Genomic DNA, 16,147 nt, shown 5'->3' with positions numbered 1-16,147 from the left:
TGGATGTCTCCAGCCGCTCCCAAGGCTCCTGTTCCGACACGCTGGCCGGGTACCGTCTGGCTGGGCCCTCGTTGCAGCCGGGGCGATCGCGTCCAGATCCTTGGAAACCCGTACCTTCCCTTCCGCGCGCGGGAGAGCGGGACACGGCTGACCGAGAGGAGGGACGAACGGTTGCCGCCCACCACGCATGGTGCTCCCGGTGAGTTTGAGGAGCCGAGGGACGAGCCGCATTCGGAGGAGGCGCTCGGACCCCGTGGAGGGCTGGCACTGCTGATGTTGGAGCAGGCGGGGGATTACGCGCTCGTCGGTCTCGACCTGAAGGGCCGCATCGCCCTGTGGAGCCCGGGCGCGGAGCGGCTCACGGGTCACTCGAAGGCCGATCTCCTGGGCGAGCCCCTCTCCGCCCTCTATCCGCCCGAGGAGCGGGACCTGGCGGTGAGGGACCTGCGTCAGGCCGGGTTGGAAGGCCGCGGCGAGGTCGAGGGCTGGCGCGTGCGGCGCGACGGCACCCGCTTCCTCGCGCAGCAGGTGCTCACCGCCCTGTATGACGCGAGCGGCGGGCTGGCCGGGTTCGCCTGCTCCCTGCGGCCCGCCGAGGAGCAGGGCGCGCTCCAACTGCTGCGCGACCTGGGCGAGCGCATCCTCGAGTCCGTGGACGAGGGCATCTGTGGCCTGGATACCGAGGGCCGCACCACCTTCGTCAATCCCGCCGCGACGCGCATGCTGGGCTGGAAACCCGAGGAGCTCATCGGCAAGTCCCTGCACGCGCTCATCCACCACTCGCGCCAGGACGGCACGCCCCTCCCCGAGCCCGAGTGCAGGCTCCACGCCGCCCTCCGCGATGGCCAGACCCACCACGTGGTGGACGAGGTGTTCTGGCGGTGCGACCGCGTCGCCTTCCCGGTGGAGTACCGCAGCAGCCCCGTCCTGCGGGGCGGGCGCATCATCGGGGCGGTCATCACCTTCACCGATATCTCCGCCCGCGTGCGCCATGAGGCGCGCGAGCGCCAGCTCATCCGCGAGCAGGCCGCCCGCGCCGAGGCGGAGGCGGCGGAGCGGCGGGTGCGCCAGATGCTGGAGAGCATCACCGATGCCTTCGTCGCCCTGGACCGGGCCTGGCGCTTCACCTACGTCAACCACCGCGCCGAGGAGCTGTCGCATCGCTCACGCGAGGAGATGCTCGGGCGCACCATCCTGGAGGTGTTCCCGCGTTTCATCGGCTCGCGCGCCGAGCGGGAGTACCGCACCGCCCTCACCGAGGGACGCGCCGTCCGCTTCGAGGAGCATGATCCGCCCCGCAACACCTGGGTGGAGATCCACGCCTACCCCTCGGAGGAGGGGCTCGCCATCTACTTCCGGGACATCACCGAGCGCAAACGCACGGAGCAGCGGCTGCGCCTCTTCGAGTCCATGGTGGTGAACGCCCATGACGGCGTGATCATCCTCGCTCCGGCACGGGAGGTGGAGGGCAGTCCCTGGAACATCGTCTATGCCAACGATGCCTTCTCCCGGATGACGGGGTACGGCCTCGAGGAGTTCCAGCGGCTGGAGACGATACGGCTGGTGGGGCCGGAGACGGACCCGGCCGTCCTCGAGCGCATCTTCGAATCAATGAAACGGCAGGAGCCCTTCCGCGAGGAGCTGCTCATCTACCGCAAGGACGGCTCCACCTTCTGGTCGGAGAGTGCCCTGGTGCCGGTGATGGAGGAGGAGGGGTTGCTGACGCACTGGGTGGCCGTGATGCGCGAGGTGACGGAGCGCAAGCGAGCGGAGGAGGCGGCGCTGCGGCTCGCCCGCGAGGAGGCGGCGCGGACCGTGGCCGAGGCGGCGCGCGCGCGCATCGAGGATCTGCTGGAGAGCATCACCGATGCCTTCGTCGCCCTGGACCGCGAGCGGCGCGTCACCTTCGTCAACCGCCGGGCGTCCGAGGTGCTGCGGCGGCCACGTGAGCAGCTCCTGGGCCAGCACCTGGAGGAGGTGCTTCCGGAGGAGGGCGCGCGCGGTCTGCTGCACGGGGTGGAACGGGTGCTGGAGGGCCAGGGTGCCTCCGAGTGCGAGATGTACCTCGCCTCGCTCGAGGCCTGGTTCGAGTGCCACGCCAGCCCCTCCAGCGAGGGCGTCTCCGTGTACCTGCGCGAGGTGACGGCTCGCAAGCGGGCGGAGGAGGCGCGCCGCCGGCTCAGCTCCATCATCGAGGCCACTCCGGACTTCGTGGGCAGCACGGACGCGCAGGGGCAGGGGCTCTACCTCAACCGCGCCGGCCGGCGCATGGTGGGAATGGCGGACGAGCAGGACGCCAGCGCCTGGCGCCTCGCCTCGGCCCAGCCCACCTGGGCCGCGCGGCGCCTGTTGAGCGAGGGCGTGCCCACCGCGCTGCGCGAGGGCATGTGGCGGGGAGAGACGGCGCTGCTCTCCCCGGATGGGCGGGAGCTGCCCGTCTCCCAGGTACTGCTCGCCCACCGCGAGCCGGGGGGCGGGCTGGAGATGTTCTCCACCATCATTCGCGACATCTCGGACCGCAAGCGCGCCGAGGAGTCGCAGCAGTTCCTCTCCGAGAGCAGCCGGGTCCTGGTGGCGGCGCTGGAGTACGAGGCCACGCTGCGCAGCCTGGCCCGGCTGGTGGTGCCTCGGCTGGCGGACTACTGCGTGGTGGGAACGTTGGAGGGCGACGAGGTGCACCGGGTGGCCATGGCGCACAGGGAGTCCGAGCAGGAGGCGCTGCTGCGCCGGCTCGGGTGCGTGCGGCCCCGGTGCCACACCGTGGTGGGCGTGCAGAGCGTGCTGCGCACCGGTGAGCCGGAGCTCGTCCCCGAGGTGACGGAGGTCTGGCTGCGGGCCTCCGCCGAGGACGAGGAGGACTTCGCCACCCAGCGCGAGCTGGCGCCGCGCTCGTTGATGATCGTCCCCCTGGTGGCGCGCGGGCGGACGCTGGGCGCCATCACCTTCGCCACCACCGCGGCGTCGGGGCGGCGCTACGGCCCGGTGGACCTCGCGCTCGCCGAGGGGCTGGCCGGGCGCGCCGCCCTCACCATCGACAACGCCCGGCTCTACATGGAGTCCCAGCAGGCCACTCACGCCCGTGACGACGTGCTCGCCGTCGTCTCGCACGACCTGCGCAACCCTCTCAACGTCATCTCCCTGGGCGCCACCTACCTGCTCAAGCACCTGCCCTCCGGCGCGGAAGGAAACTCGTGGCGCAAGCAGGCGGAGCTCATGCGGCGCTCGGCGGACCGGGCCGTGCGCCTCATCCAGGATCTGCTGGAGGTGGCGAAGATCGAAGCGGGACGCCTGGTGGTGGAGCGCAACCCGGAGGACGCGGGCCGGTTGATGGACGAGGTCATCGAGCTGCACCGGCCCCTGGCGGAGACGCGGGGACTGCGGCTGGAGCGCGAGGTGGAGGGGGCGCTCCCGCTGGTGCTGGTGGACCGGAGCCGGGTGTTGCAGGTGTTCTCCAACCTCATCGGCAATGCGCTGCGCTACACGCCCGAGGGCGGGCACATCATCCTGGGGGCCCGGCGCGAGGGGCTCGTGGTGCGCTTCCGCGTCAGCGACACGGGAAGGGGCATCGCACCGGAGAGCCTGCCCCACCTCTTCGACCGCTACTGGCAGGCGAAAGGGGCACGGGAGGGGGCGGGACTGGGGCTGCCCATCGCCAAGGGCATCGTCGAGGCCCACGGCGGGCGCATCCAGGTGGAGAGCCAGCCGGGCCGGGGCAGCACCTTCTCCTTCACCCTGCCGGTGTACGAGGCGCCAACAGCGCCGTGAGGACGTGGTCGCGCCAGCGGTCCTGGATGAGGACGAGCTCGCGTGCCAGCCCCTCGACGGTGAAGCCGAGGCGGTGCAGCACGGCGGCGCTGCGGTGGTTCTCCGGCAGGTGGTTGGCCTGGATGCGGTGCAGGCCCATGGGCCCGAAGGCGTAGTCGCACACGGCGCGCACGGCCTCGGTCATCAACCCCTGGCCCTGGTGTGCGTGGTCGAGCCCGAAGCCCATCTCGCAGGACTGGAGGGGCCCGCGGCGGATGTCGGTGAGGGACACGCTGCCGAGGACGGGCGCGGCGGTGAGGGGTGCCTCGCGCGACAGGATGAAGAGGCGCAGGGCGAGCCCCCGCCGCCAGTCCTCGGCGTCCTGGGCCAGCCGTGAGCGCCACCAGGTATGGGTGAAGAAGTTGTCGGGGCGCGCGGGCGAGACGGGGCCGAGGTGCTCGCGGTTGGCCTCGTGGTAGGCCAGCACGCGCGCGGCGGCGTCTGGTGGCAGCACGGCCAGGTTCAGACGTCGGGTGGTGAGCAGGACGGGCGGGTTGTCCAGGGGCATGAGCGCATCCAGAGGGTAGCGCGGACCGGGACGTGCGTGTGTGCGCCGTGAGGGGAGGCTCGACAGGCGGCGGGGGCTCGCGTTGACTGGTGGAGGTTGGAGCCAACATGACGCCGCGCATCGTCGAGGGAGACCTGCTGGAGCAGCGGGTCGACGCCATCGTCAACGCCTGGAACCGGAACATCATCCCCTGGTGGTTGCTGCTGCCGCAGGGAGTGTCGGGGGCCATCAAGAAGCGGGGTGGGGTGGGGCCCTTCCGCGAGCTGGCGCGCGTGGGGCCGATGCCGCTCGGTTCGGCGGTGGTCACCTCCGCGGGCCGCCTGCCCTACCGGGGCATCATCCATGTCACCGGCATCGACATGCTCTGGCGCTCGTCGGAGCGGGCCATCCGGGACTCGGTGGCCAACGCGCTCGCGCGGGCGAGGGAGCACGGTTTCCGCTCCGTGGCGTTTCCGGTCATCGGCTCGGGCAGTGGCGGCTTCGACGAGGCGCGCGCCCTGGAGGTGATGGTGTCCGCGCTGGAGGCGAGTGACGCCGACATCGACGTGACCGTGGTTCGTTACCGCCGGCGCTGAGGTGGCGAGTCGATGCACGACAAGATGAGACTCTGGGGACTGCTGCTGGGGGTGTTGCTGGCGGGGTGCGCGGCCTCGGGCCCTTCCTCTCGCGAGGAGGAGGTTCCGCTCGATACGACCTGCCAGGAGGAGGACTCGTGCCTCGTCCTCGCGTGCGACGAGGAGGTGTGCGGCTTCTTCTTCTGCGAGGACGTGGTGGTGGCCACGAGCGAGGAGGCACACGAGGCGGATGGGCAGCCCGGAAGCGTGGTGCTGGCGCGCGGAGGTTCGCCGGTGGCCATCACGCTGCCCTCTCCTGTCACGCCCATGCGGTACCGGGGTTGGCCGCTGAGACTGCCAGAGGATCGCGAGCCCGTCTTCGTCATCCCCTGGCGAAACCACCACCTGCGCGGCCTGCTGCCCAGTCAGAAGCAGCTCCTCGAAGAGATCGAGCTACGGATGCGCCGGCCTCACGAGAAGCACCACATCTTTCCGCGCGAGTTCATCGACTGGTTCAAGTTCAAGGGCATCGACATCCACCAGTACACGCTCCTCATCGAGGAGCTGTTGCACAAGCGCATCCACCGGGGTGCGAACGGCGGCGAATGGAACGCCGCATGGCGGCAGTACATCCAGACGCATCAGAAAGCGACGAGGGAGGAAATCTGGAAGTTCGCCTGGGAATTGTGCGTGCGCTTCGGCATCTATGGGGCCATCCAGCCGTACTACAGTCCTATCCGGCTCCCTCCCCCCATCCGGTATTGAGGCAAGGATGAAATTCTACGGGTTGGAACTCCCGGAAAGATTTCGCGGCCAGGGCCCCTCGAAGCCGGATGCGTGGCCCTACACGGGGGTGTACACCGCCTTCCACAAGTGGAAGCTGCCCGGCGTGAATTGCCCTGCATGCCGGGCCATCTGGGGCGGAGGGCCCGCCTACCCGGGTGCGGACCTGTCGGGATTGCCAGAGGCGAAGAAGCTCGAAGAGGCTTATCTGGAGGAGGATTTCGCGGAGTTCGAGCGTCTTCGCGAGCTGGTGCGGCCCCTGGTACCGGTGGGGGCGCTACTGGAGCCGGGGTCGAAGTTCGGCCCACTCGTGGGCTCCGCCCGAGGCACCTTCGCGCAACTCTTCATGATTCACGATGATCTGCTCATCCGCCGTGAGGCGTTGGAGCAGTTGCGAGCGGAGGGCATTCGCGGTCTTAACGCCTTCCGCACGCAGCTGCGCTTCCGGCAGAAGCAGGCGCCAGAGCTGCTGGAACTGCAGATCGAACCGCATGGTCTGCTGCACCGGGATTGCATCCCTCCGGGCAAGGCCGAGCCCTGCGCGAAGTGTGGTCGGTACGATTTCAGCCTGCCCGGGAAACCCCTCCTCGACAGGGCCTCGCTGCCCGAGCACCTGGACCTGTTCCGGCTGGCCAACTTCACCACCGTCATCGTGGCCAGTGAGCACCTCGTGAAGGCCATCCGCCGACTCGGCTTCGAAGAGGTATCCATCCGCGAACTGCCCCTGCGCTGAGGCCCGGATTGGATTAGAGAGCCATCCATGCGCCTGCACCTCGTCGACGGTACCTATGAGCTCTACCGTGCCCACTTCTCGCCTCGGCCCGGGCACTCCTCGCCCGATGGCCAGGACGTGAAGGCCACCGTGGGGCTCGTCTCCTCGATGCTCGCGTTGCTGCATGACTCCGGGGAGGCGGTGACCCATGTGGCCCTCGCCTTCGACAACCCCATTCGCTCGTTCCGCAATGACCTCTTCGCCGGTTACAAGTCCGACGAGGGCGTTCCCCCCGAGTTGCACGCGCAGTTCGACCTCGCCGAGGAGGCCGCTCGGGCGCTCGGGCTCACCGTGTGGTCCATGAAGGACTTCGAGGCGGATGATGCACTGGCCACCGCCTCCGCTCGCTGGGCCGGTCGGGTGGAGCAGGTGCGGTTGCTCACCCCGGACAAGGACCTGGGGCAGTGCGTGCGGGGTCGCAAGGTGGTCCAGGTGGACCGCAAGCAGCAGAAGGAACTGGACGAGGACGCGGTGCGGGCGAAGTTGGGGGTGCCCCCGGCGAGCGTTCCGGACCTGCTGGCGCTCGTGGGTGATGACGCGGATGGTATTCCTGGCCTGCCCGGCTTCGGAGAGAAGGGTGCGTCGGCTCTGCTCTGCGCGTACGGCCATCTGGATGCGATTCCCGCCGACGCGGCCTCGTGGACCGTGCGCCCCAGAGGCGCGGAGAAGCTCGCCGCCACCCTGCGCGAGCACCGCGAGGATGCGCTGCTGTATCGCAAGCTCGCCACCCTCGTCACGGACGCGCCCCTGGCCGAGTCCCTCGAGGACCTGGCCTGGGCCGGTGTTCCCCGCGCGCGCTTCCTGGCCCTGTGCGACTCGCTGGGGCTCACCACCCTGAAGACTCGCCCCAAGCGCTGGGCTCCGGATGCCGCCTGAGCTTTTCCGGCCCACTCGGCGGTTGCATGGCGCCCAGAAATGGCGCACATGGCCAGTGGGTTGAACACGCCATGTCCACCGAGATGAAGCCCATCGGGCTGAAGATTCCTGGCACCGACGATGACTGGGTCCCCTCCATGGAGGACATGCCCTTCCACCGCCTCGGCGGCGAGGAGGGCGTGCGCGCCCTGGCAGAGGCCTTCTACGACGCCATGGATGCTCACGAGCCAGCGCTCGCCCGCCTGCATGAGCTGGAGGATGGCAAGGTCTCGCGTGGCATGCGCGAGCGCTTTGGTCTCTTCCTCATCGGCTGGCTGGGCGGACCCCAGCAGTACATCGAGAAGCATGGCCACCCGCGCCTGCGCATGCGCCATGGTCATGTCCCCGTGGATGTCGCCATGCGCGACGCCTGGTTGCGCAGCATGCAGCGCGCGATGGATGCCCGCGGGGTGACGGGCGGCGTGCGCCGCTTCCTCGACCAGCGCTTCGGCGACGTGGCCGACTTCCTGCGCAACGTCGAGGGCTGAGCCGGGGGGGAACCCGAGGTCCGGGTTCCCTCACCCCGTCCCTCTCCCGGAGGGAGAGGGGTTGTTGTTGGTGTTGGTGTTGGTAGTGGGGTGCTGCTGGTTAGAAGCGCAGCAGCACTCCAGGGCCCGCTCCCAATGACTCGCCTTTCCGGCCCGCGCTCATCACCATCGGCACCGGCATCACCTGGACGGCATCCGACTGGCGCGACCGCTGATACATCGTGGGCGCCGCATCCGGTGGCGGCTCCTGCGTCGCCAGCAGCGTGATGACGAAGGTCGCCGCGATTCCTCCCATCGCAGACAGCGGAACCGCTGGGCCCTCCGCCAGCGCCGTGCCCGCCAACAGCAGCACCGCCCCCACTCCCAGCGGCAGCGCCGTGAGCTTGAAGGCCCGCTCCGGTGAAATCTCGAACGGCACCGCCAGCAGTCCTCCCAGCGCCATGCCGAGCGCCGGTGCCACCAGCGTCGGCGAGAGGTCCGGATCGTCGTCCCCCTCGTGCCCGAGCGCCACCGTCGACTGGATGAGCCCGGTGAGCACGAAGGCGTAGATGGCCGTCATCCCCACCAGGGCCGCGTCCCCCTCGCTCACGTCTCCGGGTCCGGCCGTCGCCGCCAGCACTCCGATGATGCCGATCTGCGTCGTGAGCAGCGTGGTGAGCGCCCGGTCCCGGTCGCTCAGCCCGTGCTCGGTGCCGTAGCCGAAACCGGCCAGGAAGCCCAATGCCGCTCCACTCACCGCCAGCAGTGACTCCGTACGCTCCACCGGGACGTAGTACTGGTACAGGGCCGCGGCGGTGCCGAGCGACAGGCCTCCGAGCACCGCCCCCACGTAGGTCCCGTTCCTCGACTCGAGCGTGTTGCCGATGAGTCCTCCCGTCACCAGGCCGCTGAGGATCTCCGTGAAGACGAGCATCATGCCGCCCGAACCCGAGGAGAAGCGGCTGTAGCGCATCGCTCGTTCCGACGGCGTCTCCGCGGGGCCCTGGGACTCGGTCGTCACGGGCGGAGGCGCGGGAGGCTGCGCCGCGGGCGCCGGAGGCGGTGGAGGCGCCGGCTCCGAGACGTTGGCCGGCGGAGGCGCGGGAGGCTGCGCCGCGGGCGCCGGAGGCGGCGGCGTGGTGGTTTGTGCCGGAGGAGGCGGCGGAGGCATGGCCGGTTGGGCCGTGGGCGCCGTCGGCGACGCCGGAGGCGGTTGTGCCACTGGGGCGGGCCTCGGCGGGGTGCTGGGCGCCGGAGGCGGATAGGCCGGTTGTTGCGCCCGCGCCACGCCACTCGCGGACATCAGGCCGAGACACAGCAGGGATACGACTAGCCGCATACACAGGTCTCCTGGACGTACCGAGAGGGGAAGATGGGTCGGCTGGTGCCCGGATGCATCGTTCGCTTCCCGTCGCTTCCTCGTCCCGTGGGGCCGTGGCGTGTCGGGTGGCGTGCATCAACGGCCTCGGAGTGTTGGCTCCCGGGTCTTCCAGACATGAGGGGGCGGGCAGGCGTTGCGGCGGGCGGGCGAGCCCCGGAGGTGGTGCGACCTGTGCCAGAATGCGGGCTCCGCATGACGACTCCACCCCTTGCCTGGTCCTTTCGGCGGAGCCTGTTTCCGAAGGGACCGCTCCTCGCGAGCGCCGTGCTCCTGCTGCTCGCGAGCGTGGCCGCCCGTGCCCGGAGCGAGGAGCCGCCACCTCCCATCGACGCCGAGGTCGAGGGGTATTGGCTGAAGCCCATCCCGCGAGGCAGTCAGATGGTGCCGTGCGGGCATGGCTCCCACGCCTGGGGATGGACGCCGGACCAGGCCGGGCTCTGGCTCGTGAACGAGTCCGGCGACCCGCTCTTCCCCGAGCTCTTCAGCGACAAGGATGCACGCTTCAAGGGCAAGGACTGGGAGGTGGTGGAGGTGATTCCCACGGCCGACCCCGAGCGGGCCTGGGTCCACGTGCGGCTGCCATTGCCCGTGGGTCGGGGCAGTGCGGTGCTCCTGGTGGACCACCAGGGCTCGGTCCAGCAACTCCTGGCGCTCGCCCAGGAGTTGGAGTGGAAGCCGTCCGCGGGCCACGAGCGGCTCTGGGTCGTGTTCGGGCTCAAGAAGCAGCTCTGGGTCATCGACACCGCGGGCACCGTGGTGGACAAGGTGGACCTGTCCCTGTCGGGCACCACCGTGCAGGAGGTGTCGCCCGTCGGGGAGGGTGTGCAGGGCTGGCTCGTGCTGGACCACAGCCTTTACCAGGTGGACCTGCGGGCGCGTCCCCAGCTCAACCCGCGTCCGCTGCGGATGCGTGATGTCTCGGCCCTGGTGCCCACCGCGCAGCCCCAACGTGCCTGGGTGCTCTCGTACGGGGCGGCCAGCTCGGTGCTCTCCGACCCTGGAGGCGCGGGCTTCGTTCGGGAGAGGACCGCCGCGCCGGAGGATGCCGGCGGTATGGATTTCCTCTTCGTGGGCCGGGATGGGGCGAAGACCACGTCGGCTCCGATGAGCAGGGAGATACGGCAGTTCCTCGGCCTGGGCGGTGGCGACCTCTTCATGGTGGTGGACGCGAACCCCGGTGTCACGGAAGCCGCGGGCCGGTCACTGAAGCTCATGGGGTCCGACGGGAAGGGCGTGGGCACGGGGGTGGTGGGAGTGGAGGGCGTGGTGAGGTCCCTGGACAAGTCGCCGGACGGGTCCGTGTGGGCCGTCGATGAGAAGCGCGTCTATGTCCTGGCGAGCAACGGCGACGAGGTGGCGCGCGGCGCGGACGCGGAGTGGCTCGTCAGGGCCCGGCTCGTTCCCATTTCGGCGGAGCGCGCCTGGGTGGTGACGCCCGATGGCGTCGTCCGCCTGCTGCTCGTGAAGGGCAGGGACATCCTCGTGAGCGCCTCGCTGGACACGGGGCTGCGCTCCCCGTCGCCGAGGGCCTGGGACGCGCGAGGCGGCTGGCTGCTCTCGGACGATGGGACCCGGCTCCACAGGCTCTCGCTCGGTGCGGAGGGGCTCGGAGCCACGCAGGTGCTCGAGGGCGTGGGAATGAGCGACGTGCTCCCCATTCCAGGCACTGGCCGGGTGTGGATCGCCGGCGTCCCGCGCGGCTACATCCACGGGCCGGCCTCGGATGTGGGGCGCACGGTCGTGGGATTCGCGGGGGGCGTTCGCCTGGAGCGCGACGCGAGTGGAAGGGTGCGGGTGGAGGGTCAGCTCGAAGCGGGCATGCCGCTGGAGTCGCTGGAGCTCGACTGGCCCGGGCTCGCGCACGCCACGGAGGTCGGGCGCTCGCTGCGGCTCGAGTTGCGCGCGGAGGAGGGGGACGGCGAGCTGGCGGGGCAGGGAGTCCGGCGCCTCGGGGGACCGTCTGGCGTGCTCTTCCAATGGACGGAGCCTCCGGGGAACGCGGAGCACCTCTACCGGGTCGTGGTGGCGCACGAGGTGGAGAACGGCACCCGGCTCACCACCACCTTCCGGCACGTGCCCTTCGGCGTGCCACTGCTCGACCGCGTCTGGGTGCGCACCGCGCTGGCGTGCCTCGCGGTGACGCTGTTGCTCCTGCTGCCCATGCTGTTGCTGCGCCCCTCGGCCGCGTCCCGCCGGTGGCTGCCGCTGTTCGGCTACATCGCCTCCGTGGTGGGGGCGGGCGGTGGCGAGCTGCTCGGGGTGCTGGGCGGACTGCGCATCCACGTGCCCACCGTGCTGGCCGTGGTGTGCGCCGAGCTGGTGCTGTGCGCGGGCCTGGGGCTGCTGTCGCCGGCCGTGTTCCGCCGGCTCGTCTTCACGCACCCGTTCTCCTGGGCCGCCGCGCCGTTGTTGCGCTGGCCCGTCTTCCGGCGCCGCTTCTTCGCCTCCTATGTCCGGCAGGTGCGCCGCCGGGTGGAGGTGGCCTCGGCCCACGCCAATGGCGAGGTGTACGTGGAGCTGTCCTCGCACGTCACCGAGCACGCCGGACCCGGGATGCCGCCCTCGGCCTCGGAGCGCACGGCCGAGGAGCTGGCCACGCTGCTCACGCGCGAGCGCGCGCACCTGCTCATCCAGTGCGCGGGAGGCCGGGGGAAGAGCGCCCTGTTGCGGCAGCTCGTCCGGCTGTCGCTGGAGCGCTTCGAGAAGCGGCCCTCCTCGCCGCTGCCCGTCTTCATCGACCCGGCGGCGGAGGACCTCGAGACGGCCGCGAAGGACGCGCTGGGGGACCTGGGGCTGCCGGAGGCGCTGCGGGACGCGCTGCTGGAGTCGGGGGACTTCTTCCTCGTGCTGGATGGCCTCACCGAGTCGAAGCTGGAGCCGGAGGCGCTGCGCCGCTACCTGGAGCGCGAGATGGGGCTGCACGCGCCGGTGCTGCTGTCGGCGCGGCCCAACGAGGCGTACCGGACGGCGATGGCGCACTCGCTGCGGTGGATGGGGGTGGAGCCGAAGCGGTTGGATGGGGCGGGGCTGGTGCGCTTCCAGGCCGCGTACCCGGGCGCGGATGGGAAGCCGGTGCCGCTCTCCGGGTCCCTCGAGCGCATCTGCCGGGGACGCGCGGCGGACGGGACGTACGTGCCCATCCTCGTGAGGCTGGCGCTGCGCTTCGGCGGCGGCGACGTGGACAGCGTCATCAACCTCTACCGCGCCGTCTTCGCGGGGCTGCTGAAGAAGGACCCGGAGGACGCGGCCACCTCGGAGCTGCTGGCCTTCGCGGAGGCGCTGTGCCTGGGCAGCTACTGGGAGCACCGGAGCCGGCTCATCGTCTACCGGGACAGCCCGGACGAGCCGAAGCTGCGCGTGCTGCTGGACGCGGGCCTGCTGGTGCCGGCGGACGCGAGGCCCGGTCCGGTGCCCACGCACGTGCGCTTCTTCCACGACTCGATGCAGAGCTACCTCACGGCCCGGGCGCTGTACGCGCGCCACGCCGCGGAGCCGCGGTGGGACTGCCTGTGGCGGGCCGCGGGCGAGCCGGGCTTCGCGCGCGAGCAGTCGGACCTGATGACGGAGGCGGGCTCGGAGCTGTTCCAGATGTGCTCCTACGTCTTCGGGCACGACGCGCGGCTGAAGTCCGAGCTGGTGCGCCACCTGGAGCTGTGCGCGGAGGCCAACGACGAGCGGCTCAACAAGGAGGGCATCCTCGATGCGGTGCCAGAGGAACTGAGGCTCGCGTTGCGCAAGTCCGGCCGGGTGCTGTCACCGGGCCTGTTGCTGAGCGAGGCCAGCCGGGTCTGCCGAGCGCACGCCGACGGAGAAGCCCTGTTCCTGCTCTACGCGCGAATGGCCCCGCTGGCGTGGCCCTGGAGACCCGAGAGCGCAAGCCCCTCGAAGGCCCGGAAGGGCGTGGACGCAGCCTGACCTCCCTCTCCCTTCGGGAGAGGGTCGGGGTGAGGGTATCTCGTGTCCTTTGTTCGCCACTCGCCCTGGCGGCCCTGACACCCGGGGGCTTTGCCGCGGGCACCGGAGTGACTACGGATTGCGGAGACTCCCGTGCCCGTCACCCTTCCCGCCCATGCCGCCGCGGTCCTGCCCTTCTTCCGGCTCTCCCGCTGGGGGCTGACACCCACCGCGCTCATCATCGGGGCCTGCGCGCCCGATCTCTCCTACCTGTACGCGTTGCGAGAGCTCGGCGACTTCGCGCACACCGTCCCGGGTTTCATCTCCTTCTGTGTGCCCGTGGGGCTGGTGGTCCTGCTGTGGCTGGAGGCGCTCGTCCTTCCCGCGTTGCGCCTCGCGCTGCCCGAGGTCGCTGGCATCCAGTGGGGCCGCTTCGCGCGCACCGAGGGCCTGCCGCGTACGCCGCTCGCCTGTCTTCTCGTCGTCGTGGCGCTCGTGCTCGGCGCCGCCACGCACATCCTCTGGGACGGCTTCACCCACCACACCATGTGGCCCGCCGAGGTCCTCTATCCGGACATCCGCGTGCCAGCCGGGAGCAGGGAGCTGCCGCTCGCCCGCGTCCTGCAACACGCCTCGTCCCTGGTGGGCTCGCTCCTCGTGCTCGGGTACATGGCACGCCGCTATCCACGCCTGGCCCCCGTGCCAGGGGGCTCCGTGGCCGACTTCCTCCGCGTGCTGTTGCCCACCGTCGCCGGGGCCTGCGTGGGACTCGGGTTGCGGCTGTCGCGCTACCAGGACATGGGCGCGCTGGAGGCGCAGCTCTGGTGGGCCTTCTGGCCCACGGTGACGGGGGCGCTCGTCGGGCTCACCCTCGGGTGCGCGCTCGTGCGGTGGCGCGCGTGGCGCATCGCGTCCACGGTCTCCGTTCAGCAGTAGACCCTCACCCCGGCCCTCTCCCAGGGGGAGAGGGAGCGCGCGCGCGCCCGCTGGCTGTTAGGGTTCGCGCACCATGAATCTCGGATCCCTCACTCCACTGCTCGTCTCGCTGCTGTCGGGTACTCCAGCCGCGGCGACGCCCGCGCAAGCCACGCAGAAGCCCGCGACCGCCCAGGCTCCGGCTCCGTCCTCGGTGCCCGGCATCGCCCCCCTGCCCGGACAGCCCAACCTGCTGGCCAGCGGGGTGCCCGCCATTCCTCCCGAGCTGCGCCGCCGTGTCCTCCAGTACCTCGAGTCGCGCGCGGCGACCCTGCTGGACGTGAGCCAGGATGGCAAGCAGGTGCTCATCTCCACCCGCTTCGCCGACACCAACCAGCTCCACCTCGTCGAGCAGCCCCTGGGCGCCCGCTTCCAGCTCACCTTCACGCCCGAGCCCATCAACAACGCGCAGTTCCTCCCCACCGACCCGCGCGTCGTCTTCTTCCTGCAGGACGTGGGCGGCGGCGAGTTCTACCAGGTGTTCCGCCTCGACCGGCGCAATGGCCGCTCCGAGCTGCTCACCGATGGCAAGAGCCGCCACGAGCAGCTCGACATCTCCGATGATGGCAAGTGGCTCGCCTACGGGGGCACCGGCCGCAACGGCAAGGACACCGATGTCTACGTGGCGCCCACGGACAATCCCAAGCAGGCCCGCCGTCTCACCGAGGCCGAGGGCTCCTGGTTGCCGGCCGGCTTCTCGCACGATGGCTCGAAGCTGCTCGTCACCCAGTTCCGCGCGGCGGACGACAGCGACCTGCACGTGGTGGATGTGAAGACCGGCGAGCGCCGCCAGCTCACGCCCAGGGAGGGCAAGGGCAGCGTCGACAGTGCGGCCCTCACCCCGGATGGCCGGAGCGTCTACCTCGTCACCGACCGCTACAGCGACTTCGCCGAGCTCTACAAGCTGGACGTCGACAAGGCGCCCCCCACCAGCCCGCCCCCGTCCCTCACGAAGTCCATCCGCTGGAACGTGGATGCCATCGCGCTCTCCCCGGACGGCAAGAAGCTCGCGGTGAAGACGAACGAGGACGGCTACAGCCGGCTGTACCTCCTGGACACGAAGAGCGGCGCGCTCTCTCCGGTGGAGATTCCCCAGGGCGTGATGGGAGGCCTGGGCTTCCCTCGCGGGCGCTCGGACGTGCTCGCCTACGCCCTGTCCTCGTCGAAGTCTCCCTCGGACGTCTACCTGCTCGACCTGCGCACGAAGAAGAGTACCCGCTGGACGCGCTCGGAGGTGGGCGGCCTGGACACGGACACCTTCGTGGAGCCCGAGCTGGTGCGCTACCCCTCCACCGACGGCGTGAAGGTCCCCTCGTTCCTCTACATGCCCCGTGGGGCCCAGGGGAAGGTGCCCGTGGTCGTCATCTGGCACGGCGGCCCCGAGGGGCAGAGCCGACCCAACCTGAGCACCTTCATTCAGTACGTCGTGGTGGAGCTGGGCATGGCCGTGCTGGTGCCCAACGTGCGCGGCTCGGATGGCTACGGCAAGGCGTACCGCGCCATGGATGACGGGGTGAAGCGCGAGCAGAGCCTCGCGGACATCGGCGCCACGCTGGACTACATCGCCTCGCGCCCGGAGCTGGATGCCTCCCGTGTCGGCGTCTACGGCGGCTCCTATGGCGGCTACATGGTGCTGGCCTCGGTGGCCTTCTTCCCCGAGCGCATCCGGGCCGCCGTGGACGTGGTGGGCATCTCCTCTCTGCCCACCTTCCTGCAGAACACCCAGGCCTACCGCAGGGACCTGCGCCGCGCCGAGTACGGCGACGAGCGCGATGCCGAGGTTCGCAAGGTGCAGGAGCGCATCTCTCCCCTCAACGCCGTGGAGCGCATCAAGGCCGCCCTCTTCGTGCAGCAGGGCGCCAACGACCCGCGCGTTCCCCAGTCCGAGGCCGAGCAGATCGTCAAGGCCGTCCGCAATCGCGGCGCGGACGTCTGGTACATGCTCGCCCTCGACGAGGGCCATGGCTTCGGCAAGAAGTCCAACAAGGACACCATCACCATGGCCACCTTCCTCTTCCTGGAGAAGCACCTGGGCTCGCCCTCCAGCGCGGCCAGTGGCTCCAGCTCCGGCTCCGGCAAGTAGGTCCCACGGTG

Annotated in this window: 11 protein-coding genes; 9 read left to right on the top strand and 2 right to left on the bottom strand. The window is 70.6% G+C overall.

Going from position 1 to position 16,147, the window contains the following annotated elements; all coding sequences use genetic code 11:
* Positions 1 to 171 precede the first annotated feature (171 nt).
* Positions 172 to 3,765 carry a PAS domain S-box protein gene (locus JRI60_RS48540; protein ID WP_204222882.1) on the top strand — a complete coding sequence of 1,198 codons (3,594 nt, stop codon included), beginning with the start codon at positions 172 to 174 and terminating at the stop codon, positions 3,763 to 3,765.
* On the opposite strand, the gene JRI60_RS48535 is transcribed toward JRI60_RS48540, so the two are convergent.
* Positions 3,728 to 4,312, bottom strand: coding sequence for a GNAT family N-acetyltransferase (locus tag JRI60_RS48535; RefSeq protein ID WP_204222881.1), 585 nt, complete (start codon positions 4,310 to 4,312; stop codon positions 3,728 to 3,730). The two genes, JRI60_RS48540 and JRI60_RS48535, sit on opposite strands and share 38 nt — an antisense overlap.
* Positions 4,313 to 4,419: 107 nt before the next feature.
* Between JRI60_RS48535 and JRI60_RS48530 the strand changes: the two genes are divergently transcribed.
* From JRI60_RS48530 to JRI60_RS48510, 5 genes are all read left to right on the top strand, one after another.
* Positions 4,420 to 4,887 (top strand): macro domain-containing protein, encoded by a 468-nt coding sequence (locus tag JRI60_RS48530; protein ID WP_204222880.1) that lies wholly within the window; start codon positions 4,420 to 4,422, stop codon positions 4,885 to 4,887.
* A 12-nt stretch (positions 4,888 to 4,899) separates the two neighbouring features.
* Complete coding sequence (sitA6, locus tag JRI60_RS48525; RefSeq protein WP_204222879.1) at positions 4,900 to 5,631, top strand: SitA6 family polymorphic toxin lipoprotein; 732 nt, start codon at positions 4,900 to 4,902, stop codon at positions 5,629 to 5,631.
* Between the two features lie 7 nt (positions 5,632 to 5,638).
* A complete protein-coding gene (gene sitI6 / locus JRI60_RS48520; protein ID WP_204222878.1) occupies positions 5,639 to 6,382 on the top strand; it encodes a SitI6 family double-CXXCG motif immunity protein in 744 nt (247 codons plus the stop codon).
* Between the two features lie 27 nt (positions 6,383 to 6,409).
* On the top strand, positions 6,410 to 7,297 hold the full coding sequence (locus tag JRI60_RS48515) for a 5'-3' exonuclease (RefSeq protein WP_204222877.1): 888 nt from the start codon (positions 6,410 to 6,412) through the stop codon (positions 7,295 to 7,297).
* A gap of 71 nt (positions 7,298 to 7,368) precedes the next feature.
* Positions 7,369 to 7,824: a group II truncated hemoglobin gene (locus tag JRI60_RS48510; RefSeq protein WP_204222876.1), complete on the top strand. Its 456-nt coding sequence runs from the start codon at positions 7,369 to 7,371 to the stop codon at positions 7,822 to 7,824.
* Positions 7,825 to 7,924: 100 nt separating this feature from the next.
* On the opposite strand, the gene JRI60_RS48505 is transcribed toward JRI60_RS48510, so the two are convergent.
* Positions 7,925 to 9,142, bottom strand: a complete 1,218-nt coding sequence (locus tag JRI60_RS48505) for a hypothetical protein (RefSeq protein WP_204222875.1) — start codon at positions 9,140 to 9,142, stop codon at positions 7,925 to 7,927.
* Between the two features lie 234 nt (positions 9,143 to 9,376).
* Between JRI60_RS48505 and JRI60_RS48500 the strand changes: the two genes are divergently transcribed.
* From JRI60_RS48500 to JRI60_RS48490, 3 genes are all read left to right on the top strand, one after another.
* Positions 9,377 to 13,099, top strand: a complete 3,723-nt coding sequence (locus JRI60_RS48500) for a hypothetical protein (protein WP_204222874.1) — start codon at positions 9,377 to 9,379, stop codon at positions 13,097 to 13,099.
* A 132-nt stretch (positions 13,100 to 13,231) separates the two neighbouring features.
* On the top strand, positions 13,232 to 14,014 hold the full coding sequence (locus JRI60_RS48495; RefSeq protein ID WP_204222873.1) for a DUF4184 family protein: 783 nt from the start codon (positions 13,232 to 13,234) through the stop codon (positions 14,012 to 14,014).
* Between the two features lie 73 nt (positions 14,015 to 14,087).
* A complete protein-coding gene (locus JRI60_RS48490) occupies positions 14,088 to 16,136 on the top strand; it encodes a S9 family peptidase (RefSeq protein WP_204222872.1) in 2,049 nt (682 codons plus the stop codon).
* Positions 16,137 to 16,147 lie beyond the last annotated feature (11 nt).

This window comes from Archangium violaceum (assembly GCF_016887565.1).
Lineage (GTDB): Bacteria > Myxococcota > Myxococcia > Myxococcales > Myxococcaceae > Archangium > Archangium violaceum_B.
The sequence above is the reverse complement of the archived record's forward strand: the minus strand, read 5'-3'. Positions and strand labels throughout refer to the sequence as shown.